This window comes from Georgenia soli, assembly GCF_002563695.1.
Lineage (GTDB): Bacteria > Actinomycetota > Actinomycetes > Actinomycetales > Actinomycetaceae > Georgenia > Georgenia soli.
This window is the reverse complement of the sequence record NZ_PDJI01000004.1, coordinates 502104-526366: the sequence shown is the minus strand read 5'-3', so window position 1 is coordinate 526366 and position 24263 is coordinate 502104. Positions and strand designations below refer to the sequence as shown.

Below are 24263 nucleotides of genomic sequence, written 5' to 3'. Positions count from 1 at the left end.
ACTAGCCCTCGTCGGCAGAGCCTGAGGCATCTGTGCGGTGGGTCGGCCCTCGGCCCGAGCCCCGGGGTCTTCTGCACAAGGTGAGCCCGTGGCACCCTGGCGTCATGTGCCGAAACATCCACACGCTGCACAACTTCACCCCACCTGCGACCACGGACGAGGTGCAGGCCGCGTCGCTCCAGTACGTCCGCAAGATCGCCGGCATGACGAAGCCGTCCCAGGCGAACCAGGAGGCGTTCGACCGCGCTGTCGAGCGGATCGCGACTGCCACCCAGGAACTGCTCGACTCCCTGGTGACCTCCGTGCCGCCCAAGGACCGCGAGGTGGAGGCGGAGAAGGCCCGCGAGCGCAGCCGCCGCCGCTTCGCCACGCAGTCGGCCTGACGTCCTCGACGGAAACAGGCAGGCGCTCGATCGGGTCGCGAGGCGAGCCGCCCAGTTCGGTGTTCCCCGCTCGTGGGGGTGCCCGAGCGGTCACGCCCGCCTACTCTGATGGGACTGACGACGCCAAGGGAGGCGCTGACATGACACAGCCACAAGGTGGTGGCGCGGGCACCGATGTCGTGGACATCCTGACCAGCGACCACCAGAGCATGCTCGAGCTGATCGGCCAGATCGAGGCCGCGGCGGACGCCGAACGGCGCCGCGATCTGGCCGACACCGTCATCGCCGAGGTGATGCGCCATGCCGTCGCCGAGGAGATGTACGTCTACCCGGCGATCGAGAAGCACGTGCCCAACGGTGCTCAGGAGGTCGAGCACGACAAGAAGGAGCACGACGAGATCGTCCAGCTCATGAAGCGCCTCGAGGACGTCGACGCCTCGTCCGCCCAGTTCATGGAGCTGGTACGCGAGCTCGAGTCACAGCTGCGCCATCACGCGAACGACGAGGAGACCGACCAGTTCCCGTCGCTCCGCGCGCACATCCCCGCCGACGAGCTCGTCGACCTCGGAGAGAAGGTCGAGACCGCCAAGAAGCTGGCGCCCACCCGCCCGCACCCCAGCGCTCCTCACTCCGAGCTGTTCCACAAGACCGTCGGTGCGGGCGTGGGCATGGTGGACCGGCTCCGCGACAAGCTCTCCGGGCGCAGCACCGGCTGACGGCGGACCCTGGGCCGGTCAGCGCACCGCCCGCAGGTCGCACTGCAGCGACCAGATGTCGGCCAGCTCGTAGCGGACGTGGTTGCGGGCGTGCGCGACGGCGGCACGCAGGTCGGTGAAGTAGTGCTCGGGCGAGCCGAGGGTGCTGAGCACGCCCACCGCGCCTGCCATCCGGAGCTGCTCGGGGTCAAGGCCCTTGAGCAGCACGGTGACGCCGCGCCGCTGGAGGTCGGTGATGATCTCGGCCAGCGCGTTCGCGCCCGAGGTGTCCATGACGCGCACCTCGGTGAGCACGAGGACGATGACGTGGACGTCCTTGACCGCTGCGATCTCGTCGAGGAACCGCTTGGTGCCGCCGAAGTACAGCGCGCCGTGGAACCGGTAGACCGCGACGCGCTCGTCGAGCAGGGCGTCCTCCTCGGCGGCGTCGATGTCGTCGCTCACCTTGACCCTCTGGAGGCCCGAGACCCGGGACATCGCCCGGAGCGCCAGCAGGGCGGCGACGGCGACGCCCACCTGCACGGCGACGACCAGGTCGAAGACGATGGTGACCGCGACGGTGACGAGGTAGACCGTCCCGTCGGCGCGGGTCGCCCGCAGGATCGACCGAGCAGTGTGCAGGTCGATCATCCGCAGCGCCGTGACGATCAGGACGCCCGCGAGCGCGGACATCGGGATCAACGCCACGACCGGCGTCGCCACGAGAACCACCGCCACCAGCACGAGCGCGTGGCTGGCGGAGGCGACACGGGTGCGCGCCCCTGCCCGGACGTTGACCGCGGTCCGGGCGATGGCGCCGGTCGCGGGCATCCCGCCGAACATGCCGCTGGCGACGTTCGCCAGCCCCTGACCCACGAGCTCACGGTCGGCGTCGGTGTCCGGCACGCCCTCGACCATCCCGTCGGCCACGCGGGCGGAGAGCAGGCTCTCCAGGGCCGCCAGCGCGGCGATGGCCATGGCCGAGGGCAGCATCTCGGCGAGGGCCGAGGAGTCCCAGGCGGGCAGCGACGGCGTGGGCAGGCTGGCGGGCAGCGCGCCGATCCGGTCGATGTCGAGGTGGGCGAGCTCGGCGACGACGGTCGCGACCGCCACGGCGATGAGCGACGCTGGGAGGGAGCGGCGCACCCGGCCCAGAACGAGCATGAGAAGGATGACGCCCACGGTCATGGCCAGCGGGACCGTCGCCGCCGACCAGTCCGCCGCCCGGGCGGTCTGCCACGCGACGAGGGCGGCGTTCTCGCCGTCGGCCTTGGGGGTGTCCAGCGCGAGCGGCACCTGCTGGAGAAAGATGATGACGCCGATGCCGAGGGTGAACCCCTCGACCACGGGCCAGGGGATGACGGAGACCAGCTTGCCCATCCCGAGCAGGCCCATGAGCACGACGATGAAGCCCGCCAGGATCGCGAGCGCGAAGACGGCGTCGACGCCGTAGCGTGCGACGACCGGGACGAGCACGACCGTCATCGCCCCGGTGGGGCCGGACACCTGAAGGTGCGAGCCGCCGAAGACGGCGGCGACGAACCCGGCGATGATCGCCGTGATGAGACCGGCGGTCGCGCCGACGCCGGAGGCGACACCGAACCCGAGGGCCAGCGGCAGGGCGACGATCCCGACGGTGACGCCGGCGACGAGATCCTTGCGCCAGGAGCGCGGGAGCTCGGCTAAGTCGGAACGGCGGGGGATGGTCAGGCCCGCGAGCCGGCGGACGGCGCCGCGCCAGGTGAAGCGCGGCTGCAGGGCGGGGATGGTGCTCACGCGCGCGCCCCACCGGCGAGGTCGGCGAGCGCGCCGGTGGTCGCGTCCAGCCGGTGCAGCAGGAACGCGCGGGCCGCCGCGAGCATCTCCGCGACCGACGGGTCCGCCAGGGCGTAGGTGACCGTGTTGCCCGCCCGCACGTTGGTGACCACGCCGGCCCGGCGCAGCACCGCCAGGTGCTGAGAGAGATGCGAGGCCTCGATCCCCATGTCGGCCAGCAGCGCGCTCACCGGTTGCTCCTGCTCGGCGAGCAGCTCCAGCGCGCGGACGCGAACCGGGTGGGCGAGCGCCTTGAAAAGGTCTGCCTTGATCTCGTAGATGGGGACGGCGGCACGTTGGGGCACGGCGGGGCTGCTCTCTGCGAACACGGATTGACGACTTGATGAATATATCAAGTCATCCATAGTCGTGGCTGTGAGATGTCGGTCGCACGCACGGGACCTTCGCCCCTGGCGCGGGACCGCTCCGGCGCGGAGCGTTGAGGCTGAGCCCCCGGCAGCGCGGCAAGCACCGCCGACCGAACAAGGGCCAGCGACGCCGTGGTCGACAACTGGGGCAGGTAGGAAGGTGTGACCCCGATGTCGCAGCTGGCTGAGCACCCTGTTTCCGGCGAGCGGCGTGACACGGCCCCGACGGCGACGCGGTGGGCCCGTCGCCTGTCCGTGCTGGTCGCCGTGCTCCTGACGATCTCGTCCCTGGCGGGGGTGCTGGTGCCCGGGCTCTACCGGGACCCGGACGCCGTCGTCGCGATGCTGCGCGCCAACGACCTCATCACCCTCACCCTCGCCGTGCCGCTCCTGGTGTGGTCCCTCGTCGCGGAGCGGTACGGGTCCCCGCGGGCGCAGCTGGTGCGTGCCGGCATGCTCGCCTACTCGGTCTACACGTTCGCGACTGTCGTCTTCGGCACCGCGTTCAACGCGCTGTTCCTGGTGCACGTCGCGCTGTTCTCGCTCTCGGTGGCCGCGCTGGTGCTGTCGCTCGTCGCTCTGGACGTCGAACGTCTGGCACGCGCGGTGTCCCCGCGCACCCCCCTCCGGCCCGTCGCCGTGCTGCTCGGGCTGCTCGGTGCCGGGCTGGGCGGGATGTGGGTGTACTACGCGTTGCGGTTCGCGCTGATCGGCGAGCCGCCGGAGGAGAGCCAGCTGGTCCTGCCGATCGCCAGCCTGCACCTCGCGTACGTCCTCGACCTGGCCCTGCTCGTGCCGGGCTATCTCGTCGCCGCGGTGACGCTGTGGCGGCGCGCGCCGTGGGGGTACGTCATCGCCGGCGTGCTCCTGACCTCGGGCACGCTGCAGCAGCTCCAGTACATGACCGGCCTGCTCGTCCAGCGCACGACGGGCGTCCCCGGTGCGGTGGCCTACGACCCGGCCGAGCCCTTCATCATGCTGGCGTTCGTCGCGGCTACGGTCGTTCTCCTCGCAGGCCTGCCGGCTGACAGCGGCGCCGTCACACCCCCTCGGCGTAGCCGTGCTGGCGCCACGCCTCGTACACGGCGATCGCTGCCGAGTTCGACAGGTTGAGCGACCGGATGCCGGGGATCATCGGGATGCGCAGGCGGTCGGTCAGGCGCTCGTCGGCGAGCACGTGCGCGGGCAGGCCGGTCGGCTCGGGGCCGAACAGGAGCGCGTCGCCGGGGACGTAGTCCACGTCGGCGAAGCTGCGCGTGGCGCTGCCGGTGAACGCGAACACCCGTCCCGGCAGGGCGGCCAGGGCGGCGTCGAGGGTCGGGTGGACGACGACGTTGGCCAGGTCGTGGTAGTCGAGCCCCGCCCGCCGCAGGTGGGCGTCCGTCAGCTCGAAGCCGAGCGGCTCGACCAGATGGAGAGTGGCGCCGGTGCAGGCGACCATCCTGATCGCGTTACCCGTGTTGGGCGGGATACGGGGCTCGTAGAAGACGACGTGGAACACGCCGGTCATCCTCGCACCCGGTGGGCTACAGGGCGCCGCCGGCGGCCGGGGGAGCGCCGTCGGAGAGCCCGCCGTCACCGATCTGCTCGCGGGCGACGTAGTTCTCCAGGTCGAAGAGGTTGTCACCGGCGCGCTCGGCCACGGTGAGCAGTGTCGTCGCCGAGGCGACCTCCTCCACCTGCTCCTTGAGGAACCACAGCATGAACTGCTCGCCGAGGGCGTCGTCCTCCTCGCGGGCGGCCCGGAAGATCGCCTCGATCTGCGCGGTGACCTGCTGCTCCTGCGCGAGCGCGAGCCGCAGCGGGTCGGTGACGTCGGTGAAGTCGTTGCGCACCGCGGAGCCGGCGGGGATCTGGACCTGAAGGTTCCGGTCGAGCATGTACTGCACGAGCATCATGGCGTGGTTGCGCTCCTCGACGGCCTGGCGGTAGTAGTGCCGGGCCAGCTGCGGCAGGTCGTGGGAGTCGAACCACACCGCGATGGCGATGTACTGCTGGTGCGCGTCGAACTCGTGGCCCACCTGCTCGCGCAGCAGGCGCAGGAACGTCGACGCCGTCGTCTCGGTCATGGACGTCACGCTACGCGCGTGACGACGGCGGCGGTCACGGATCCGCGGCAAGGACCGTCGCACGCAGCCGTCCGAGCTCGCGGAACATCCAGACCGCGAGCCCGCCCAGGACGGCTCCCGCGCCAAGGGTGACCAGGCCGAGCACGAGGACCAGCTCGCAGAACATGGTGCAGCCCGAGGCGCCGGACGCGGACGAGACCCAGTTCAGCCCGGCGATCCCCAGGCCCGCAGCAGCCACGAGGAGAGGCCACAGCCACCACGCGGCCCGCCGGGCGCGGGGGCGCCTCGCGGAGACCAGGGCGAGGGTCGGCCAGGCGGGAAGGGAGAGGCTGCCCAGCACCACCGGGACGGCGAGGAGCTGACGCGTCCCCACGATGTCGGCCCCCATGAGGCCGACGACGCCGAGGACGAGGAGCGTGACGACGGCGGCTGCCAGGACGGTCAGCCCGCCGGAAATCTTCAGCGGCCGCGGCAGGGCGACGCGGCCGTCCGCGTGCGTCACGGTGCTGCCTCCGGCGCCTCGACCGCCGCTCACGGCCCCTCGGAATGATCCGGCGGAGCCGCGGGGGCGCACGGCATGAACACCTCGGTACGTGGTTGCGCGACCTCGGGGCCGTCGAGATAGCACTCCCACGGTGTCTCGCGCACGCGATAGCCGGCCTGGGCGAGCCAGGACGTCGCCGCCCCGTACGCCTCCGCGATGCCCTCGTACGGGCCGACGTACCGTGTGCGCGCCACCAGCCCGCCGGGAAGCTCGCCCGGTTCGACGCGGCCCTCGGGGGTGACCCTGCCGGAGCACGGGAACCCCGCCTCGACGTCGAAGCTGCCGTCGTCCAGCGAGCGGTAGCGCCCGAAGGGAGGCCCTGCAGGAGCAAGCCCCTGGCGACCGAGGGCACCGATGATCTCCCCGAACGCGGGCCCGATGAAGCCGGGGATCTCCTGCGTCGTCAACCGCGCGCAGACGACGGCGACGCGTTGCACCGGCAGCTCGACCAGCTCCGTCGCGGGGTCCACGGCGCCATCGTAGGGCGGGCCCTCGCGGCGACGGAGCCGTTCAGTCCGTCGGTGCTCGTAGGTCAGTCCGTCGGCACTCCCAGACCCTCGACGACCTCGGCGCCGGGCAGCGCGGCCAGCACCTCGCCGGGCACCAGCAGCTTCGAGCGGCGCACGCCCGAGCCGACGATCGACTGGCCGTGGGCCACCCGCGCGTCCAAGAGCAGGCGCCAGCCGTGGGGGATCCCGAACGGCGTGATGCCGCCGTACTCCATCCCCGAGGCCTCGACGGCGCGGTCGGTGGGCCAGAACGACGCCTTCCGCACGTCGAGCAGCTTGCGCACCGTCGTGTTGACGTCCGCCCGGGTCGTCGCGCGCACGACGCAGGCCGCCACCCGCTCCTCGCCGGCCCGCTTCCCCGCGACGATGACGCAGTTCGAGGAGACCTCCGCGGGCAGGTCGTACGCCTCGGTCATCGCGGCGGTGTCGGCCAGCTCCGGGTCGATCTCGGCGACGAGCACCTGGGCGGCGGCGTCCGAGGGCAGCGCGGCCAGCGCCGCGTGGACCGGCGGGGCGAGCAGGTCGGGACGCTCGCGCGCGGGCACCCACACGAGGGCGCCGAAGACGACGTCGTCGAGCTCGCCGAGGACCGCCGTCGGCTCCGCGGGGTCCAGCGGGGGCGAGCCGAGATCGGTGCCCGGTCCGGGCGTCCCGGGCTCGCGGCCCGGCTCCGGCGCCGCGTGGTGGACCGGCGCGGGGCCCGGCTCGCGGCCCGACCCCTCCGGCTCCGTCGTCGTCACGCCTGGAAGGTGGCGGTCAGGGTGGCCCGGGCGATCGTGTGGAAGAGGGTCTGGATCGCCGCCTTGGTGGGCGTGGTGTCCTCGTCCAGCTCCAGGGTCTCGGTGTCCAGGGCGTGCACCGCGAAGTAGTACCGGTGCGCGCGGTCGCCGGGCGGCGGGGCGGCGCCGGTGTAGGCGTGCTCGCCGCCGTCGTTGCGCAGGTGGAACGCCGCCCCGGGCAGCATGAGGTCGGACTGGCCCGCGCCCTGCTCCAGCTCGGTGGTGTCGGCGCCGAGGTCCACCACGGTCCAGTGCCACCAGCCCGACGGCGTCGGCGCGTCCGGGTCGAAGCAGCTGACGACGAAGCCGCGCGTCTCCTCGGGGAAGCCCGACCACGACAGCTGCGGGGAGACGCTGCCGCCGCGCTGACTGTGCTGGGCGTCCATCGGCGAGCCGTCGGTGAGGTCGCTCGAGGTAAGCGTGAACGACGGCACGGCGGGCAGCTTCTCGTAGGGGTCCTGGGCCAGAGGGCGGTCGAGTTTCACAGCAGTCCTTCCGTCGGTCGGTTCTCGTGCTGGGACCAACCTATGGCCTCCTCCGTCGGCGCGTCCTCCCACGTCACCGGCGTGCCACGGCGCGCGGGTGACCTTGGTCCCCGCTTTCGGCGTGATCAACGTCATAGAAAGGGAGGAAAGCGACGAGGAGGTCGGTGTGTTCCAGATCCGCATCCACGGGCGCGGCGGTCAGGGCGTGGTCACCGCCGCCGAGCTTCTCGCCGACGCCGCCTTCCGGCAGGGCCGCCACGCCCAGGCCTTCCCGAGCTTCGGCTCCGAGCGCACCGGCGCACCGGTGGTCTCGTTCTGCCGCATCGCCGACCGGCCCATCCGGGTCCGCGAGCCCGTGCTCGCCCCGGACGCCGTCATCGTCCAGGACCCGACCCTCCTGCGCGCCGTCGACGTCTTCGACGGCCTGCGGCCGGAGGGGTACGCCCTGGTCAACTCCCGCCGCCCCCTGGACGAGCTCGGGCTCGGCGAGCGGCTGGCGGCGCTGCCGCCCGGGCACGCCGTCACGGTGCCGGCCACCGAGATCGCCCTCGAGCACGTCGGGCGCCCGCTGCCGAACGCCGTCCTCCTCGGTGCGTTCGCGGCCCTGTACGAGGCGCTCGACCTCGACGCCGTCGTGGCCGCGCTGCGGGACCGGTTCCCCGGCGACGTCGGGGATAGGAACGTCGCCGCCGCCGTCGCGGCGCACACCGTCGTCGCGGGCACCACCCGAGACGCCGTAGCGAAGGAGCAGATCCGTGCGTGAGCAGATCGAGGGATCGAGGGCCGTCGCCCGCGCGGTGGCCGCGGCACGTCCGCACGTCATCTGCGCCTACCCCATCTCGCCCCAGACCCACATCGTCGAGGAGCTCTCCCGCCTCGTGAAGGCGGAGGAGCTGGTCAGCGAGTACGTGAACGTCGAGTCCGAGTTCGCCGCCATGTCCGTCGCGATCGGCGCCTCGGCCACCGGCGCCCGCGCCTACACGGCCACCTCCAGCCAGGGGCTGCTGTACATGGTCGAGCCGATCTACAACGCCGCCGGGATGCGGCTGCCGATCGTGATGACCGTGGCCAACCGGGCCATCGGTGCGCCCATCAACATCTGGAACGACCACTCCGACGCCATGAGCCAGCGCGACTCCGGATGGCTCCAGCTCTACGCCGAGGACAACCAGGAGGCCGCCGACCTCCACGTCCAGGCCTTCCGCATCGCCGAGGAGCTCTCAGTACCGGTCATGGTGTGCATGGACGGCTTCGTCCTCACCCACGCCTTCGAGGAGGTCGACGTCCCCGAGCAGGCGCGGGTCGACACCTTCCTGCCGCCCTTCCGTCCGCGCCAGCGGCTGGACCCCGACGAGCCCGTGACCATGGGCGCGATGGTCGGCCCGGAGACGTTCACCGAGGTCCGCTACCTCGCCCACCAGGTCCAGCTCGACGCCGTCGAGGTGATCGAGCGCGTGGCCGACGAGTTCGCCGCGGCGTTCGGCCGCGAGACCGGCGGCCTGGTCCGCCCCTACCGCACCACGGGCGCCGAGACCGTCGTGGTGGCCCTCGGGTCCGTGCTCGGCACCCTCAAGGACGCGGTCGACGACGCGGACGCCGCCGGCGAGCGCATCGGCGTCCTGGGCATCACCTCCTTCCGCCCCTTCCCCTACGAAGCCGTCCGCGAGGCCCTCGCCGGGGCCCGCCGGGTCGTGGTGATCGACCGGGCGCTGGCCCCGGGGGTGGGCGGCGTGGTCGCCCAGGACGTGGCGACGGCGCTCGCGGGCACCGGCACTGACGTGCGCTGCGTGGTCGCCGGGCTGGGCGGGCGCCCGATCACCCAGGGCGCGCTGCTCGGGATGCTCGACGACGCCCTCGCCGGTCGCCTCGAGCGTCTGTCGTTCCTCGACCTGGACGAGGCGGTCGTCGAGCGGGAGATCGCCCGCGACCGTGCCGAGCGGCACGAGCGCGAGGAACGACGCGGCCGGGCCGACGCCGTCGGCGCGGCACGCTGAGGAGGAGAGATGACCACCACGCCCGTGCGGTTCTACCAGGTCGGCAGCTTCGCCGTCGGCAACCGGCTGCTCGCCCCGGAGCTCGCCAGCGTCCAGTCCGACCCGGACCGGGCCAACGCCCTCACCTCCGGGCACCGCGCCTGCCAGGGCTGCGGGGAGGCGCTCGGGGCCCGCTACGTCCTCGACGCCGCCATGGCCGCCGCCGGCGGCCGGATGGTCACCGTCAACGCCACCGGCTGCCTCGAGGTCTTCTCGACGCCGTACCCCGAGTCGTCCTGGCGCGTGCCGTGGCTGCACTCCGTCTTCGGCAACGCCCCGGCCGTCGCCACCGGCGTCGCCGCCGCGCTGCGCGCGCTGGGACGCGACGACATCCGCACCGTCGCCCAGGGCGGCGACGGCGGCACCGTGGACATCGGGTTCGCGTGCCTGTCGGGCATGTTCGAGCGCAACGACGACGTCCTCTACATCTGCTACGACAACCAGGCGTACATGAACACGGGCGTCCAGCGCTCCGGCGCCACCCCGCCTGCGGCCCGCACCGCCACCACCCAGGCGGTCGGCCCCCACCCCGGCAACGTGTTCGGGCAGGGCAAGGACGTCCCCCGCATCGCGATGGCCCACGAGATCCCGTACGTGGCCACCGCGACGGTGGCGGACCTGCGCGACCTCGAGGCGAAGGTCGCGAAGGCCATGGCGATGCACGGCGCCCGGTACCTGCACGTGTTCGTGCCGTGCCCGCTCGGCTGGGGCGCCGCGTCCAGCCACACCGTGCGCATCGCCCGGCTGGCCACCGAGTCCGGGATCTTCCCCGTCTTCGAGGCCGAGCACGGCGAGGTCACCTCGGTGCGGAAGATCCGCCGCCAGGTCCCCGTCGAGGAGTACCTGCGGCTGCAGGGCCGCTACGCCCACCTGTTCCGGCCCACCCGGAACGAGGAGGTGCTCACCCGGCTGCAGGCCGCCGCGGACCGCAACATCGCCCGGTACGGGCTCCTTGGTGACGACGCCGTGCCTGAGCCGGCCAGCGGCGAGCCCGTCCTGGTCGGCGCCGCCCCGCACCTGGAGCACCCCGCCCGGCCCAGCGACCACCACGCACCGTCCACGTCCGCCGGGCCGGGCCTGGACCTGCACGGCAACCCGGCGCCGGACCCCCGCAGCGACCCGGCGCCGCGCGCGCACGAGGAGGCATGAGATGGACAAGCCGTTCGCCATCACCCTGGACCTCGGGTCCTCGCTCGCCAACCGCACCGGCGCCTGGCGGGTGGAGCGGCCCGTGTACCGGGACTTCCTCCCGCCGTGCAACAAGGCGTGCCCGGCCGGGGAGAACATCCAGCAGTGGCTCTACGACGCCGAGGACGGCCACTACGAGCGGGCGTGGCGCACCCTCATGGCCGACAACCCGCTGCCCGCCGTCATGGGCCGCGTCTGCTACCACCCGTGCCAGACCGCCTGCAACCGCGGCCAGCTCGACGAGGCCGTCGGCATCAACGCCGTCGAGCGGTTCCTCGGCGACGAGGCGATCCGGCAGGGCTGGACGGTGCCGGTGACCGCTCCGCCGTCGGGGAAGCACGTCCTGGTGGTCGGGTCCGGGCCCACCGGGCTCGCCGCCGCCTACCACCTGCGCCTGCTCGGCCACGACGTCACCCTGCGCGACGCCGCGCCCCGGCCCGGCGGCATGATGCGCTACGGCATCCCCGCCTACCGGCTCCCGCGTGACGTCCTCGACGCCGAGATCCAGCGCATCGTCGACATGGGCGTCACCCTCGAGCTCGACACCCGCGTCACCACCGTGCAGCCGGACCTGGAGAGGTTCGACGCCGTCCTGCTGGCCGTCGGCGCCCAGATCGGCCGGCGCGCGTACGTCCCCGCCGGGGAGGCGGCGCGCATCCTCGACGCCGTCCAGGTGCTGCGCGACGTCGAGGACGCCGACGCCCCGCAGCTGGGCCGTCGCGTGGTGGTCTACGGCGGCGGGAACACCGCGGTCGACGCCGCGCGCACCGCCAGGCGGCTCGGCGCCGAGGAGGCGATCATCGTCTACCGGCGCACCCGCGAGCGGATGCCCGCCCACGACTCCGAGGTCGTCGAGGCCCTCGAGGAGGGCGTGCAGATGAAGTGGCTCTCCACCATCGCCCACGCCGACGAGGGCAGGCTGACCATCGAGAAGATGGAGCTCGACGAGACCGGCTTCCCCCGGCCCACGGGCGTCCTGGAGGACCTGGAGGCCGACTCCGTCGTCCTCGCGCTGGGCCAGGAGGCCGACCTCTCGCTCGTCGAGGGCGTGTCCGGGCTCGTGGTCGAGGACGGTGTGGTCGCCGTCGACGAGCGCCTGATGACCGGCCACCCGGGCCTGTTCGCCGGCGGGGACATGGTGCCGTCCGAGCGGACGGTGACCGTGGGTGTCGGGCACGGTAAACGGGCCGCGCGCAACATCGACGCCTACCTGCACGGCGTGGCCTCCGAGGCGGCGCCGCCCGCGCCGGACGCCGAGTTCGGGGCGCTGAACACCTGGTACTACGCCGACGCCCCGCACCAGGTGCGCCCACGCCTGGAGGGCCCGCGCCGTGCCGGCACGTTCGACGAGGTGGTCCAGGGCCTGACGGCCGAGACGGCCCTGTTCGAGGCGCGCCGGTGCATGTCCTGCGGCAACTGCTTCGGCTGCGACAACTGCTTCGGGGTCTGCCCGGACAACGCCATCATCAAGCACCCGGACGGCACGTACGAGATCGACTACGACTACTGCAAGGGCTGCGGCCTGTGCGTGGAGGAGTGCCCCTGCGGTGCCATCGAGATGGTGCCCGAGACACCGTGACCGCCTGAGGCATCCCGGGCGGGGGAGCGGGGGAGCTCCAGCACGAACGCCGTCGTCGTGCCCGGCGCCAGCGCGAGCCGGCCCCCGAGCGCGCCGGCCAGGTCGCGTGCGACCGCGAGCCCGATGCCCTCCCCGCCCGAGGAGCTCCCCGAGACCCGACGGCGGAAGAGGTCGCTCGACGTCGGCCGCGCCCCCTCGTTCTCCACCGCCACGGCGAGGTGCGTGCCCTCGTCCCGGGCTGACACCGTGACCGTGCCGGCGCCGTGCTTGAGGGCGTTGTCCACGAGGACGTCGAGGATCTGGCCCACGGGGCCGGCGGCCACCTGGCACGGCACCGGGCCGCCCGCGTCCGGGACCACCCGCCGACCCTCGGGCGCCAGGACGGACCAGCGAGCGACGGCGGCGTCGACGAGGTCGGCCAGGTCCAGCTCGACCGCCGAGGCCGTCAGGCGCCCGCGCGACATCGCGAGGAGCTCGGTGACGGCGCCGGAGAGCCGGTCCAGCTCGCCGAGCGAGTGCTGGAGCTCCTCGCGCACCGACTCCGGGGTCTCCGGCCACAGCGAGATGTCCTCCAGCTGCAGGCGCAGCGCCGTCACGGGGGTGCGCAGCTGGTGGGAGGCGTTGGCGGAGAACTCCCGCTCCCGGCGCACCACGTCCGCCAGCCGCTCGGCCGCGGTACGCATGGACGCCCCGATCTGGTCCGCCTCCGGGACGGCGTAGCGCGGGACGTCCAGGTCGAACTGCCCGCGGCCGAGCCTCTCGGCGCTCGCGGCGAGCTCGCCGAACGGCCGGGCCAGGCGGCGGGCGACGACGACGGCGACACCGGCCGAGACGAGCACGAGCCCCACACCGATCGCCACCAGCGGGTACACGGCCTCGGAGACCCGCTCGTCGATCAGCCCGCCCGCCCGGGTGAGCGTCACGGTGCCGCCGCCGTCGACGTCGCGGCTCATGACGATGTCCGACGGGGCGGGGTTGAAGCGGGGGCCGGCGACGGTCTCGGTGCCGTCGGGGGCGACGTAGCGCAAGGTCTCGGCCTGGTTGAGCATCGGCTCGAGATACTCCTCGGTCACCACGTCACCGTCCGCCAGGTGCTCGGCGAGGACGACGGCGACGAGGTCCACCGAGCGCTCGATCTTGCGCTCCTCCTGGGCCCGGACCATGCCCGCGACCTGGTAGGCGCGGGGGATGCCGTACAGGGCGACGATCAGGACCGTCAGGGTGACGAACGCGGCGAGCAGCCGGTCACGCATCGACGTCCTCGAGGCGGAACCCGACCCCGCGTACCGCCACGACCCGCGCCTGGGCGCCGCTCGACTCGAGCTTCTGGCGCAGCCGGCCGACGGTGACGTCGAGGGTCTTGGTGGAGCCGTACCAGTTCTCGTCCCAGACCCTGTCCATGAGGGTCTCCCGGGTCAGCACGGCGCCGCGCTCGGAGTCCAGCAGCGCGAGGAGGTCGAACTCCTTCGAGCTCAGCGCCAGCTCCTCGCCGTCGACCCACGCCCGCCGCGAGCGCGGGTCGACCCGCAGGCTCGGCGGCCGCTCGGGGGCGGGCTCCTGCGTGGGGGCGGCCGTTGGCCGGGCGGCGGCCATGCGGGCACTGCGGCGCAGCAGGGCGCGGGCCCGGGCGAGCAGCTCGGAGAGCGCGAACGGCTTGGCCAGGTAGTCGTCGGCGCCGACGTCCAGGCCCACGACGCGGTCGAGCTCCTCGCCGCGGGCGGTGAGGATGATGATGCCGTCGTCGTAGCCGTCCGCCCGGACGCGGTGGCACACCTCGAGGCCGTCGACGTCCGGCAGGCCCAGGTCGAGGATGATCAGCTGCACGCCGCCGGCGGCCACCCGCTCGATCGCGGGCAGACCCTCGGCGACGCGTTCGACGGCGTAACCCTCACGGCCGAGGGTCCGGACGAGCGGGAGCGCGATCCCGTCGTCGTCCTCCACGATGAGCACGGTCGGCTGCACGGGACCGAGCATAGGGGCGACGACCGTCCGAAGGTACTCCGGGCGCGCGTCCGCGCCGGAGGCGGTCGGCGAGCAGGAGCGCCAGCGTGGCGACGGCGAGAACCGCGGCCAGCAGCTCCCACCAGCCGACCGTCAGGTGGCCGATGCCCGGCAGGCCCAGCGTGGCACGCAGCACGGTGCCCAGCAGCGAGCCCGCCGCGACGAGCGTCGTCAGGAGCCGCGCCTCGAAGCTGCCGTCCCGCCACAGCTTGACCGCCGCGAGGGCACCGACCAGCCCCATGACGCCCAGCAGCAGCGAGAGGTAGCCCGCCGAGGAGACGCGGACGAGGCTGGCGACGGCGAGGGCGGCGCCGGCGGCGGCCGCGGACCGCGCGAGGGGGGTGGGGGAGCGGTGCATCAGAAGTCCTTGTCCAGCGTTCCGGTCTCGGTCACGGGGGCGGTGGACGAGGAGACACCGGCGAGGCTCTGCACCGCGGCGGAGGGGGTCCAGACCATGTGGGCGCCCGTGGTAGGCGTGCGGAGCTGACCGCTCGGGCTGGGGGTGGCGAGCAGGACGACGGTGACCACCGTGCGGGCCGTGCCGTTCACGGTGACCGTGGTGGCGGTCATCCTCGCCGTCGCGGTGGCGGTGTTCTTCTTCAGGTAGTCGCCGTTGAGGACGACCGAGCCGAGGTTGACGGTGGAGCCCGCGAGCTGGATGTCGATGGTGTCGCCCGAGTTGCCCAGCCCGAGGAGGTTGCCGTCGCGGAGGCGGAGAGTGACGTCGACGCCGCCGCCCGTCCATCCGGCGAGGATCGTGGCGGGGTTGACCTGCTGGCTGAACGTGTAGGTGATGGTGTCGCCCGCGTCCAGCCGTCCGGCGGCCGGGCCGCCGTTGGTCGCCTGGATGTCGAGCCCGCGGAGGGGGAGGTTGTCGACCTGGCGGCCGGCGACGGTGGCCGACGTGGTGGTCGCTCCGGTCCCGTCCACGAGGACGGCGCGCAGGTCGTAGAGCCCGTTGGTCACGCCGACGGTGCTCCAGGCGCACGTGTACGGGGCCGTGGCCGCGGTGCACACGTCCGTCCAGGTGGTCGTGCCGGCGGGGGCGCGCTGGATCGTGACGGAGCGGACGCCGGCGGTGGAGCTCGCGGCCGCCCGCAGGGTGACCGTCCCGGTGAGGAAGGCGCCCGGGTCCTCGAGGGACACGGAGGAGACCTTGTTGTCGACCACGCGGTTCGTCACCGCGGCCGAGCTGGTCACGTTCCCCGCGGCGTCGGTCGCGACGGCCCGGAAGGAGTAGGTCCCGTCCGTCAGGGTGGTGGTGTCGAAACGGCACGAGTACGGCACGGCGGTGCGCGTGCAGAGGTCCGTCCAGGCGCCGCCGGCCGGCTGTGCCTGCAGGGTCACCGTGGCGATGCCGGAGACGTCGTCCGTGGCGGTGGCCTGGAACGTGCGGGTGCCGCTGAGGGGGGTGCCCGGGTCGCTCATCGTCACCTTCGGCAGCTCGTTGTCCACGAGGACGTTGGGGACGACGTCGGAGGTGGCCACGACGGTGTTGCCGGCGAGCGCGACGGCCCGCAGGTCGTACTCGTCGTTGCTGACGCCGCTGGTGGTGTTCCAGGCGCACGTGTACGGGGCGGAGGTCCTGCTGGGGCAGACGGCCTTCCAGCCCGTCGTGCCGGCGGGTGCGTACTCGATACGCACGGCGTAGGTGACGCCGCCGGTCGCGTTGTACAGCGTCGCGCTCAGCGCCACGGTGCCGCGGACGATGTCGCCCGGCTCGGCCAGGACCACGAGCAGCTTGTTCGCCACGGTGGTGCGCACGGTGTCGGAGACGGCGGAGTAGCCGGCGCGGTCGGTCGCGCGGGCGCGAAGGCTGTAACCGTCGTCGCCGACCTTCGTCGTGTCCCACGCGCAGCTGTACGGCGCGGTCGTCACGGTGCACACGGTCGTCCAGGCGGAGCCGTTGACGGGCAGGAACTCGATCGTCACGGACGCGACCCCGGTCTCGCCGTCGGCGGCGTCCGCGGTGAGCGTGACGGAGTTCTGGGAGGGGACGGCCGGCGCACGCAGCGAGACGGTCGGGGGAGTCCAGTCCGGGGCGGCGACGACGGTGGAGGGCGCGTGCGTCGTCGTCGACGTGAAGGCCGCGGTGGAGAACGCGGGACGTCCTGCCGCCACGACCAGGACGGTCGTGACGAGCAGGACGAGGAGCCGGAACCTGGTCACGCCGCCACCTCCGTGCCGTGCCCGCCGCGGAGGGCACGGACGACGTCGACGAGGCTGCGCAGGGCCACGAGGCCGGCCGGGACGCCGATCACGAGGACGCGGACCGTGGGGTCCGCGAGCGCCATGAAGACGTAGCCGAGGTAGGGCACCGTGAACGAGACGACCGGCTGCAGATCGTCGACCAGCTGGAAGGCCCACGGGTCGACGTCGGCGTTGGCGTCGCCCTTGGTGCGCAAGAGCGGGGTGCCGTTCTCGCCCGTGGTGATCTCGCTGATGCGGTGGGTGACGAGGTTGTCGACGCCGGAGTCCGCGGGCGGCATGTAGGTGATGACGTCGCCGACCTCGAGCGCCGCGACGGGAACCGTGCGCTCGAAGGCGATGGAGCCCTTCTCGAACGTGCCGGACATCGAACCGCCGGTGATGACGTAACGCTGGTACCCCAGGAGCCCGGGCAGCAGGTAGATCGCTGCGACGACCATGATCGCGACCAGCAGCACGTTCCCGACCTGGGGGAGTGCGCCCGAGAGCCCGGGGGCTCGACGCGGCGCGGTGCGGGAGGTGCGGATGGCGGTGATGGTCATCTCGGGCTCCTGGGAGTCTTCTGGAGGTTTGGCCGGCCCGCCGGAGGGAGCGGGCCGGCCGGGAGTGCGGGCTGCGCGGCCGGTAGCGTCAGGGGGGCGCTACCGACCGGTCAGCGGCCCGCGAGTCAGTTGCCGGCAGCGGCGAGGAGGCCGTCGACGAAGTTGGTCTTCTCGGCGCCGAGCTGCACGGAGTCCCAGCGGTACGTGGCGCTCGCAGCCTTCCCCTGGTCCGTGTTAAGGGCGGAGTCCTTGAGCGTCACCGTGAAGACGTACGTGCGGGCATCGTCCTTCTTGAAGGTGCCGAGCGGGGTCTTCGCGCCGTCATTGAGTCCGCCGAAGTTACCGCTGTAGATCTGGGCGCCGTTGGCCTTGTCGGTGATCGTCAGCGTGAGGTTGTCGTTCGAGAACCCGTTGGTCGAGCTCTCCTCCACGAGGGAGAAGGCGGCGTCGAGGGAACCGGTGTTCGTGAGGGTCAGCTGACCGGTGACCGTGTCGCCCGGCTTCATGTTGGTGAGCTCGAAGATTGCCTTGCCCTCGGCGGAGTTCGACTGCTCCAGCGTGCCCGACGTGACGGCGCTGACCGTGTTCTGGGACGTCGACGTGAAAGTAGCACCCGACCCGACGGCGACGGCGCCGGCGGCGAGGAGGGTGGCGAGCGGGACGAGGACGCGGCGACCCCGGCGGGCGGGCCTGGCGGTGGTGGCGGTAGCGTTCATGGGTCTTCTCCGATTCGGTGCTGTGGTGGTCCGGAAGGCTTGGTAAGAACGTTACGGACGGCCGTTCCACCGTTCGGTGACAGCTGGTGCCCGCCTGATCCACAGCTCGGTAACGGTTTTGCGGACGGCTCCCGTTTCCGTGAGTTACCTTGGGCGAAATGAGGCGAGGGGGGCCGGAAAGGGCAGATCGTGGCTGAAAAGGTTGACGACGGATACCCGCCGCAGGGCTGGTACCCGGACCCGGAGGACTCCTCCTACCTGCGCCGGTGGAACGGTGCGGCGTGGACCGACGAGCGGGTTCCCGCCTCGCGCGGACGTCGCCGGCTGCGCGCACACGACGCCGAGCCCGTTCCGTCGTCTGGTGCCTCGCCCGCCGACGTCACGTCGGCCCCCGTCCTCCACGCCGACGACGAGCAACCCGACGCCCCCGCGCCGACGACCCACGACCTCGACGCCGAGCTCGTGCGCCGTCAGGCCGAGATCGACCGCCTCGTGGAGCGCGAGGAGGGGCTGGCGCGCGCCGTCGAGGACCGCCGGGCCGAGATCGACCACATCGCCGAGCGCGAGGAGCAGCTCGTCCAGCGCATCGGGGACGCCCGCGCCGAGCTCGCCGGCATCGAGGAGCAGGTCGCGGCGGCAGAGGCGGCACAGGGCCGGCTCGCGGAGCTGACGGCCGCCGAGGCCGTCGCCACGGAGCAGCTGGCGCAGCGCCGGGCCGAGCTGACCCAGTTCGACCAGCAGATGGTCGAGGCGCAGCGCCTCGCCGAGGCCGAGCTCGAGGAGCTGCGGGCCGCCGTCGAGGAGACCCACCAGGACCACGCCGCAGCCACGGCACAGGCTGAGGAGACCTCTCGCCAGCTCGAGGAGCTGACCCGGCGGCGGGAGGACCTGGCGCGAGAGCACGAGGAGCTCACCCGTACGTACGAGGCGCTCGCCCGCGAGCACGAGCAGCTGACGCACGCGCACGATGCGCTGACGCGCGAGCACGAGGAGCTCGCCCACCGGCACGCCGGGGCGGTCGCCGAGTACGAGGAGCTGACTCGCGTCCACGAGGAGCTCGCCGGCCTGCTCGAGGCCCGGCGTGCCGAGCTGGCCGAGGTCGAGGCCGGCGTGGCCGCGGCACGTACCGAGCTCGTCGACCTCGGCGAACGGGTCGCCGCCCAGGACCTCGGGCTGTACGACTACCGCCATCCCGCCGAGGACTCCGTCGCGCTCGCCACCCAGCTCGCCGCCCTGCGCGAGACGATCGTGGAGACTCTCCGCTCGGGCGAGGCGATCACCGCGCCCAAGAGCTTCAAGCTCGGCCACTCGTCCTCCAAGGGCCAGCAGGTGCTGGCAGAGGTGACGGCCCTCAGCCTGCGCGCCTACAACGCCGAGGCGGAGAACGCGGTGCGCACCGCGGGCCCCGGTGGCATCGACGGGGCTCTCACCCGCCTGATCCGCGCGCGCGACGCCGTCGCCCGCCACGGCGCCTGGATCGGCGTGGCGATCACCGACAGGTACCACGCCCTGCGGGCCCAGGAGATCGAGCTCGCGGGCGAGCACAAGATTCGCAGGGAGCGGGAGGAGGCCGCCGCGGCTGCCGCACCCGCGGCGCGCGCGCCTCTGCCTCCCGAGTACGTCCCCGGTACCGGCACCCCGGCATACGGCGCGGGTGCTCCCGGGTACGGCACGGGTGGTGGGTACGACTCAGGCGCCCCCGGGTACGGCGCGGCCCCGGGGTACGGGACCGGTGCCGCGGGGTACGGCGGTGGTCCTGGCTACACGCCCGGTTCGTCCGAACCACCCTCACCAGTGACCACCAACGGCCGGTACAGCCATTAGCCGGAAGGAGCGAACGTGGACAACGACGTGCACAACAGCTTCCCTCCGCCGACCGCCGCAGACAGGGTCGACGACGTCGACATCAGCGACGACGGTGCTGCGGCGACCGGGAGGATGAGGTCCCGCAGATCCCGCCTCGCCCCTCCTGCGGCGGACGAGCGGGTAGAGCTGCCCCGGCGGGACTACCTGCCGTGGGTCGTGATGGGCGTGCTCATGGGCATGGCTGTGGCGGTCTACTTCCTGCTCTGATCAGAACCCCGCCAGGGTGACGGCCGGAACGGCTCCCTCGCCGAGGTGCGTGAGCACCTTCAGCTCGTGCGGGACGACGGGGCTGGGGAGGTCGTCGAGCGGGAACCACTCGACGGCGGCGGACTTGTGCGGCTCGCGGCGCGCGGGATCGCCGGTCCAGGTGCGTGCGGCGAAGAAGAAGTCGACGCGCTCGTCGATCGGGTCTCCGTTGCCGGCGGTGCGGTGCATGACGGTGAGCGGCTCCAGGTCCGAGGCACACAGCTCGACCCCGAGCTCCTCACGGGCCTCGCGAACCGCCGCGGCGAGGACGGACTCGCCGGCCTCGACGTGCCCGGCCGCACCGACGGCCCAGTGCTCGTCCATGTACCCGGTGCCGCGTCGGTAGGAGAGCAGGACCCGGTCCGCGGTGCCCTCGGGGCCGTGCTCGAGAAGCAGGACGTAGGCGGCCGGGACGACCTGGAAGCGGTTCACCCGCCCACGGTAGACGGTGCCCGGGGGCACCCGCCGATGTGGGTGGCGGTTGCCAGACTGCCTCTTCCCGGGGCGCTCGAGCGCAGTTGACAAGCGTTGTTCCCGGACGAACACTGGGAGGTGGATCGAACGTGCGTTCGAGAATGTGCTGGCTGTGGTGTGAGGAGGAGTCATGAAGACCTCGCTCGCGGCCGTCCCCGCCACCGCGAGCCATGCCGGCGGCCGTGACCCCCACGCCCGCCTGGCCGCCGCCCGCGCCGCCCTGAACCGTGCGGAGACCGCCGCCGGGCTGCGCACCCGCCTCGGCGGCCCCGGGCTCAGCACCAGCCCTACTCTCACGGGCGAGCCCGACCGGCCGGTCGCGGACGCACCACCGGTGGTCGGTCCCGCCCTCACCAGCGTCGCGCCGGCCGCCCAGGCTCATGCCCAAGGCGGGACCGCCCACCCCGGCCATGACCCGTTCGGGCCCGGCGCGGACCGGAGCCTGCCCGTCCCGCAGGTGCTGGCCCCGCTCTTTCCCGGCGGCGCGCTCGCCCGCGGCAGCGTGGTCCAGGTGTCCGGGTCCACCTCCGTGCTGCTGGCCCTCGCCGCTGCCGCCGGTTCGGACGGTGCCTGGTGCGCGCTCGCGGCCATGCCGGACGTCGGGTGGCGCGCCGCCGCCGGGGCCGGACTGGCCCTGGACCGGGTGGCCGTCGTGCCCGCCCCGGGCCCCGACGCCGCCGCGGTCGTCGGCGCGCTGACCGACGGGTTCGACGTCCTCGTCGTCGGCCGTTGTCCGGCGCTGGGGGAGCGGGACCGCCGCTCGATCGCCGCCCGCGTGCGCACCAGGGGCGCGGTCCTGCTGAGCACGCACGACTGGCCCGGCGCGCACCTGGTGCTGCGCGCCACCCGCTCCGGCTGGGAGGGGCTCGGGCAGGGCTGGGGCCACCTGGTCGACCAGGAGCTCACCGTCCGGGCGACCGGCCGCGCCGGTGCCGCCGTGGCGCGCGAGGTCCACGTCCGTGTCGGCCCGGACGGGCTCGGCGGCGCCGAGGAGAACCGCCGGGACACGGGCCTGACCTCCGACGTCGGGGCCGAGGTCGCGGAGCTCGTGCACGAACCGCCTCTCCTGCGGGCGGTGTGAGGTGCCACCCGCAGGAACCGCGCGCCGGGTGGTCCTGTGGGTCCCCGACTGGCCGGTGGCGGCCGCTGTCGCCGAGGGACTGGTGGACCCCCAGCTCCCCGTCGCCGTCCACGACAACCGGGGCGTCGTCGTCGCCTCCGCGCCAGCCCGGGCCGCCGGGGTGCGCCGGGGCATGCGCCGGCGCAGCGCCCAGCAGCTCTGCCCCGAGCTGGTGCTCGTCCCCGTCGACCCGGTCCGCGACGCCCGCGCCTTCGAGCCGCTCGTGCAGGCCGTGGAGACCGTCGTCGCCGAGGTCGAGGTCGTCCGCCCGGGCATGGTCGTCTTCCTCGCCCGCGGCCCCGTGCGGCACGTCGGGTCCGAGGACGCCCTGGCCGAGCTGCTCGTCGGGACGGTGGCCACCGAGACCGGCGCCGAGTGCCAGGTGGGCGTCGGCGACGGGCTGCTCACCGCCATGCTCGCCGCCCGCGCCGGTGTCCTCGTCCCGGCCGAGGCCTCGGCGGCGTTCCTCGCCGGGCAGGACGTCGCCGCGCTGAGCCTCGCCGCCAGCACCCGGCAGGCGGCCGCCGAGACCGCCGAGCTGGTGGACCTGCTGCGCCGCCTCGGGCTGCGCACCCTCGGTGCCTTCGCGTCCCTGGAGCCGGGCGACGTCGCGGCCCGTTTCGGCGGCCGGGGCCTGGTCGCGCACCGGCTCGCGCGCGGGCTGGACACCCTCCCGCCCACCTCAGCCCGGCCCGAGGACGACGTCCTCGCCGCCACCGAGCTCGACCCGCCCGCCGAGCGCGCCGACGTCGCCGCCTTCGCCGCCCGCACCCTCGCCGAGCAGCTCTCCGAACGGATGCTGCGCCGCGGGGTGGTCTGCGCCCGGCTCCAGGTGGCGGCCCGCACCGAGGACGGCACCGAGCTGGTCCGTACCTGGAGCATCGACGGCGCCCCCACCGCCGCAGAGCTGACCGACCGGGTGCGCTGGCAGCTCGAGGGGTGGCTGTCCGGGCGCAGCGGCCGTCCGCCGTCGGCCCCGCTGACCCACCTCGAGCTCGTGGCCCAGGAGGTCAGCCCCGCCGGGGCGGTGCAGGACGGCCTCTGGGGCCGGGCCCGCCGCGGCGAGGCGCAGGCCGGCCGCGCCGCCCTGCGCGTGCAGGGCCTGCTCGGTGCGGAAGGGGTGCTCGTCCCGGTGCTCCAGGGCGGTCGTGACCCGCGGGCCGCCGCCCGCCTGGTGGCCTGGGGCGACGACGCCGCCCCGCTGCGCCGCACCGACGCGCCCTGGCCCGGGCAGGTGCCCACCCCGTGGCCGGCCACCGTGCCCACTGAGCCGGTGCCCGTGCGGCTGGTGGACGCCGTCGGCGAGGATGTCCGGGTGGACGCGCGCGGCACGGCCAGCGCCCCGCCGGCCCGCGTCCTGGTCCCGCCGCCACCGCCTGCGTCGAAGCGGGGTGCGGTGGCCCCGACGCCGGTCGACGCGGGGGAGTACCCGCTGCTCGCGTGGGCCGGTCCGTGGCACGGGACCGAGCGGTGGTGGTCGGACCAGGGGCGGCGCCGGGCCTACGTCCAGGTGGTCCCCGACGGGGCGCCGGCGCTGCTGCTCGCCGTCGAGCGCGGGCGCTGGCAGGTCGAGGGGGTCTACGACTGATTCCGGAGAGGCAGCGGCGGCAAACCGCCCCGGCGACCACCGCTCGACTGGTAGACCTTCCGGGAGCCAACGGTGGCGACGACACGGAGGTGCGGCGATGGGATGGTTCGGACGGCGACGTGAAGAGCGGACCGACGACGCGCCTGACTCGGCGCTGCCGTTCCTCACCGCCACCGACGCCGCTGAGATCCGGCGCCTCACGCAGCAGGCCTTCGCCGCTGCCGGTATCGACGCCGTCATCCACGAGGACCACCTCGCCGGGACCGACGGCCACAAGTACGGGCTGTGGAACGTCGCCGCCAGCTGCCACAACGCCCCCGGCGGCCGACGGGAGTGGCCGGCCGTGGTCGAGCGGCACGTGCGGGCGCTCCTCGCTCCCACGGCCGGGACCGCGGACCTTCCCGACGAGGAGGTCCGCGCACGCACCTTCCTTCGCCTCTACGGTGCCGGAGCCCTGCCGGCAGACCCCACGTCCCTCTCGTACACCCGACCGGTCGCGGACGACCTCGTCGAGGCGCTGGCACTCGACTTCCCTGACTCCGTGGTCACGCTCACCGACGGCGACGTCGCCCGGTTCGACCCAGAGGAGCTACGCCGGGCAGGGCTCGAGAACCTGCTCCGCGAACCCGTCGACGAGATCGAATCGATCGACCTGCCCGCTGGGGGATCCATCCAGGTGGTGTACGGCGAGTCGGTCTACACCGCCAGTCGGATCCTCGCGATGCGCGACCTGCTTATGCGTGTCTACGGCGAGCGGGAGTACCCGAACGGCGTCCTGGTCACGGTCGCGCACCGCCACCAGATCGGGCTGCACCCGCTCGACGGGCCCGAGGCTCTGCCGGTGATCAACGCGCTTGCAGGCTTTGCGAAGAACGGCTTCGACGACGCCCCTGGTGGCATCTCTCCGCACCTCTACTGGTGGCACGGGGGCGCCTTCGAACGGATCAGCCGCGTGAGCGACGACGGCGCCATCGGGATCGAGGTCCGCCCAGGGCTGGCGGAGGCGCTGGAGCGGGTCGTCGGCCGAGGCTGATGCCGACTGCGGTCGGAAAGGT

At 73.4% G+C, this 24263-nt stretch carries 27 protein-coding genes; 12 read left to right on the top strand and 15 right to left on the bottom strand.

Translation table 11 applies throughout. The annotated features are described in order from the left end of the window. Positions 1 to 104: 104 nt before the first annotated feature. Complete coding sequence (locus ATJ97_RS03760; protein ID WP_098482599.1) at positions 105 to 383, top strand: DUF2277 domain-containing protein; 279 nt, start codon at positions 105 to 107, stop codon at positions 381 to 383. Positions 384 to 523: 140 nt separating this feature from the next. Next, positions 524 to 1099, top strand: a complete 576-nt coding sequence (locus tag ATJ97_RS03755) for a hemerythrin domain-containing protein (RefSeq protein WP_098482598.1) — start codon at positions 524 to 526, stop codon at positions 1097 to 1099. Positions 1100 to 1117: 18 nt separating this feature from the next. Here the strand turns inward: ATJ97_RS03755 and ATJ97_RS03750 are convergent, their stop codons facing one another. Continuing rightward, positions 1118 to 2854: a SulP family inorganic anion transporter gene (locus tag ATJ97_RS03750; protein ID WP_245862087.1), complete on the bottom strand. Its 1737-nt coding sequence runs from the start codon at positions 2852 to 2854 to the stop codon at positions 1118 to 1120. Then, the gene (locus tag ATJ97_RS03745; RefSeq protein WP_245862085.1) at positions 2851 to 3198 is read right to left on the bottom strand and encodes an ArsR/SmtB family transcription factor; all 348 of its coding nucleotides are present in this window, start codon (positions 3196 to 3198) and stop codon (positions 2851 to 2853) included. Before ATJ97_RS03745 ends, ATJ97_RS03750 begins: the two co-directional genes overlap by 4 nt. Before the next feature lie 234 nt (positions 3199 to 3432). Between ATJ97_RS03745 and ATJ97_RS03740 the strand changes: the two genes are divergently transcribed. Further along, on the top strand, positions 3433 to 4374 hold the full coding sequence (locus ATJ97_RS03740; protein ID WP_098482596.1) for a hypothetical protein: 942 nt from the start codon (positions 3433 to 3435) through the stop codon (positions 4372 to 4374). On the opposite strand, the gene ATJ97_RS03735 is transcribed toward ATJ97_RS03740, so the two are convergent. The 6 genes from ATJ97_RS03735 to ATJ97_RS03710 all read right to left on the bottom strand — a co-directional run bounded on the left by ATJ97_RS03735 (position 4301) and on the right by ATJ97_RS03710 (position 7647). Next, positions 4301 to 4771, bottom strand: coding sequence for a tRNA (cytidine(34)-2'-O)-methyltransferase (locus ATJ97_RS03735; RefSeq protein WP_098482595.1), 471 nt, complete (start codon positions 4769 to 4771; stop codon positions 4301 to 4303). The genes ATJ97_RS03740 and ATJ97_RS03735 overlap by 74 nt on opposite strands. A gap of 16 nt (positions 4772 to 4787) precedes the next feature. After that, positions 4788 to 5330, bottom strand: a complete 543-nt coding sequence (locus ATJ97_RS03730) for a ferritin (RefSeq protein ID WP_098482594.1) — start codon at positions 5328 to 5330, stop codon at positions 4788 to 4790. Between the two features lie 34 nt (positions 5331 to 5364). After that, positions 5365 to 5832, bottom strand: a complete 468-nt coding sequence (locus ATJ97_RS03725) for a hypothetical protein (protein WP_098482593.1) — start codon at positions 5830 to 5832, stop codon at positions 5365 to 5367. Positions 5833 to 5861: 29 nt separating this feature from the next. After that, positions 5862 to 6344 (bottom strand): GyrI-like domain-containing protein, encoded by a 483-nt coding sequence (locus ATJ97_RS03720; RefSeq protein WP_170037104.1) that lies wholly within the window; start codon positions 6342 to 6344, stop codon positions 5862 to 5864. Between the two features lie 62 nt (positions 6345 to 6406). Then, positions 6407 to 6997 (bottom strand): YbaK/EbsC family protein, encoded by a 591-nt coding sequence (locus tag ATJ97_RS03715; protein ID WP_098485197.1) that lies wholly within the window; start codon positions 6995 to 6997, stop codon positions 6407 to 6409. Between the two features lie 122 nt (positions 6998 to 7119). Continuing rightward, a complete protein-coding gene (locus tag ATJ97_RS03710; protein ID WP_098482592.1) occupies positions 7120 to 7647 on the bottom strand; it encodes a YbhB/YbcL family Raf kinase inhibitor-like protein in 528 nt (175 codons plus the stop codon). Positions 7648 to 7813: 166 nt separating this feature from the next. Here ATJ97_RS03710 and ATJ97_RS03705 point away from each other — a divergent pair, with 166 nt between their 5' ends. Genes ATJ97_RS03705 through ATJ97_RS03690 form a run of 4 tightly spaced genes read left to right on the top strand, consistent with a single transcriptional unit; the run spans position 7814 to position 12447 of the window. Continuing rightward, positions 7814 to 8410: a 2-oxoacid:acceptor oxidoreductase family protein gene (locus tag ATJ97_RS03705; protein ID WP_098482591.1), complete on the top strand. Its 597-nt coding sequence runs from the start codon at positions 7814 to 7816 to the stop codon at positions 8408 to 8410. Next, entirely contained in the window at positions 8403 to 9641 is a 1239-nt protein-coding gene (porA, locus tag ATJ97_RS03700; protein ID WP_098482590.1) for a pyruvate ferredoxin oxidoreductase, read from the top strand. The genes ATJ97_RS03705 and porA overlap by 8 nt, the downstream gene beginning before the upstream one ends. 9 nt (positions 9642 to 9650) lie before the next feature. Then, positions 9651 to 10829: a thiamine pyrophosphate-dependent enzyme gene (locus tag ATJ97_RS03695; protein ID WP_098482589.1), complete on the top strand. Its 1179-nt coding sequence runs from the start codon at positions 9651 to 9653 to the stop codon at positions 10827 to 10829. Between the two features lies 1 nt (position 10830). Further along, a complete protein-coding gene (locus tag ATJ97_RS03690) occupies positions 10831 to 12447 on the top strand; it encodes an NAD(P)-binding protein (protein ID WP_098482588.1) in 1617 nt (538 codons plus the stop codon). Here the strand turns inward: ATJ97_RS03690 and ATJ97_RS03685 are convergent. The 6 genes from ATJ97_RS03685 to ATJ97_RS03660 all read right to left on the bottom strand — a co-directional run bounded on the left by ATJ97_RS03685 (position 12372) and on the right by ATJ97_RS03660 (position 17914). After that, entirely contained in the window at positions 12372 to 13700 is a 1329-nt protein-coding gene (locus tag ATJ97_RS03685) for a HAMP domain-containing sensor histidine kinase (RefSeq protein WP_098482587.1), read from the bottom strand. The two genes, ATJ97_RS03690 and ATJ97_RS03685, sit on opposite strands and share 76 nt — an antisense overlap. Beyond that, positions 13693 to 14421 carry a response regulator transcription factor gene (locus ATJ97_RS03680; RefSeq protein ID WP_098482586.1) on the bottom strand — a complete coding sequence of 243 codons (729 nt, stop codon included), beginning with the start codon at positions 14419 to 14421 and terminating at the stop codon, positions 13693 to 13695. The genes ATJ97_RS03685 and ATJ97_RS03680 overlap by 8 nt, the downstream gene beginning before the upstream one ends. Further along, a complete protein-coding gene (locus tag ATJ97_RS03675; RefSeq protein WP_098482585.1) occupies positions 14336 to 14806 on the bottom strand; it encodes a hypothetical protein in 471 nt (156 codons plus the stop codon). The genes ATJ97_RS03680 and ATJ97_RS03675 overlap by 86 nt, the downstream gene beginning before the upstream one ends. Then, entirely contained in the window at positions 14806 to 16617 is a 1812-nt protein-coding gene (locus ATJ97_RS03670) for an Ig-like domain-containing protein (protein ID WP_098482584.1), read from the bottom strand. The genes ATJ97_RS03675 and ATJ97_RS03670 overlap by 1 nt, the downstream gene beginning before the upstream one ends. Then, positions 16614 to 17198, bottom strand: coding sequence for a signal peptidase I (locus ATJ97_RS03665; RefSeq protein ID WP_098482583.1), 585 nt, complete (start codon positions 17196 to 17198; stop codon positions 16614 to 16616). The genes ATJ97_RS03670 and ATJ97_RS03665 overlap by 4 nt, the downstream gene beginning before the upstream one ends. A gap of 125 nt (positions 17199 to 17323) precedes the next feature. After that, on the bottom strand, positions 17324 to 17914 hold the full coding sequence (locus ATJ97_RS03660) for a TasA family protein (RefSeq protein WP_098482582.1): 591 nt from the start codon (positions 17912 to 17914) through the stop codon (positions 17324 to 17326). Between the two features lie 189 nt (positions 17915 to 18103). Between ATJ97_RS03660 and ATJ97_RS03655 the strand changes: the two genes are divergently transcribed. Then, positions 18104 to 19738, top strand: a complete 1635-nt coding sequence (locus ATJ97_RS03655; protein WP_098482581.1) for an SNIPE associated domain-containing protein — start codon at positions 18104 to 18106, stop codon at positions 19736 to 19738. A gap of 15 nt (positions 19739 to 19753) precedes the next feature. Further along, positions 19754 to 19987 (top strand): hypothetical protein, encoded by a 234-nt coding sequence (locus tag ATJ97_RS03650; protein WP_098482580.1) that lies wholly within the window; start codon positions 19754 to 19756, stop codon positions 19985 to 19987. Here ATJ97_RS03650 and ATJ97_RS03645 read toward each other — a convergent pair whose 3' ends face one another. After that, on the bottom strand, positions 19988 to 20458 hold the full coding sequence (locus ATJ97_RS03645) for an NUDIX domain-containing protein (RefSeq protein ID WP_245862081.1): 471 nt from the start codon (positions 20456 to 20458) through the stop codon (positions 19988 to 19990). It abuts the gene before it with no gap. A 172-nt stretch (positions 20459 to 20630) separates the two neighbouring features. Between ATJ97_RS03645 and ATJ97_RS03640 the strand changes: the two genes are divergently transcribed. The 3 genes from ATJ97_RS03640 (at position 20631) to ATJ97_RS03630 (ending at position 24241) form a co-directional block, all read left to right on the top strand. Next, positions 20631 to 21581 carry a hypothetical protein gene (locus ATJ97_RS03640; RefSeq protein WP_098482578.1) on the top strand — a complete coding sequence of 317 codons (951 nt, stop codon included), beginning with the start codon at positions 20631 to 20633 and terminating at the stop codon, positions 21579 to 21581. A gap of 1 nt (position 21582) precedes the next feature. Beyond that, positions 21583 to 23208 (top strand): Y-family DNA polymerase, encoded by a 1626-nt coding sequence (locus tag ATJ97_RS03635; RefSeq protein ID WP_098482577.1) that lies wholly within the window; start codon positions 21583 to 21585, stop codon positions 23206 to 23208. A gap of 97 nt (positions 23209 to 23305) precedes the next feature. Continuing rightward, positions 23306 to 24241 carry a hypothetical protein gene (locus ATJ97_RS03630; protein ID WP_098482576.1) on the top strand — a complete coding sequence of 312 codons (936 nt, stop codon included), beginning with the start codon at positions 23306 to 23308 and terminating at the stop codon, positions 24239 to 24241. Positions 24242 to 24263 lie beyond the last annotated feature (22 nt).

Bases quoted from the DNA above. Each gene is read 5' to 3' on its own strand.
- ATJ97_RS03730 (WP_098482594.1), bottom strand. From the start codon at position 5,330: ATGACCGAGACGACGGCGTCGACGTTCCTGCGCCTGCTGCGCGAGCAG.
- ATJ97_RS03675 (WP_098482585.1), bottom strand. From the start codon at position 14,806: ATGCACCGCTCCCCCACCCCCCTCGCGCGGTCCGCGGCCGCCGCCGGC.
- ATJ97_RS03740 (WP_098482596.1), top strand. From the start codon at position 3,433: ATGTCGCAGCTGGCTGAGCACCCTGTTTCCGGCGAGCGGCGTGACACG.
- ATJ97_RS03760 (WP_098482599.1), top strand. From the start codon at position 105: ATGTGCCGAAACATCCACACGCTGCACAACTTCACCCCACCTGCGACC.
- ATJ97_RS03680 (WP_098482586.1), bottom strand. From the start codon at position 14,421: ATGCTCGGTCCCGTGCAGCCGACCGTGCTCATCGTGGAGGACGACGAC.
- ATJ97_RS03685 (WP_098482587.1), bottom strand. From the start codon at position 13,700: ATGCGTGACCGGCTGCTCGCCGCGTTCGTCACCCTGACGGTCCTGATC.
- ATJ97_RS03665 (WP_098482583.1), bottom strand. From the start codon at position 17,198: ATGACCATCACCGCCATCCGCACCTCCCGCACCGCGCCGCGTCGAGCC.
- ATJ97_RS03630 (WP_098482576.1), top strand. From the start codon at position 23,306: ATGGGATGGTTCGGACGGCGACGTGAAGAGCGGACCGACGACGCGCCT.
- ATJ97_RS03690 (WP_098482588.1), top strand. From the start codon at position 10,831: ATGGACAAGCCGTTCGCCATCACCCTGGACCTCGGGTCCTCGCTCGCC.
- ATJ97_RS03660 (WP_098482582.1), bottom strand. From the start codon at position 17,914: ATGAACGCTACCGCCACCACCGCCAGGCCCGCCCGCCGGGGTCGCCGC.
- ATJ97_RS03695 (WP_098482589.1), top strand. From the start codon at position 9,651: ATGACCACCACGCCCGTGCGGTTCTACCAGGTCGGCAGCTTCGCCGTC.
- ATJ97_RS03735 (WP_098482595.1), bottom strand. From the start codon at position 4,771: ATGACCGGCGTGTTCCACGTCGTCTTCTACGAGCCCCGTATCCCGCCC.
- ATJ97_RS03640 (WP_098482578.1), top strand. From the start codon at position 20,631: ATGAAGACCTCGCTCGCGGCCGTCCCCGCCACCGCGAGCCATGCCGGC.
- ATJ97_RS03755 (WP_098482598.1), top strand. From the start codon at position 524: ATGACACAGCCACAAGGTGGTGGCGCGGGCACCGATGTCGTGGACATC.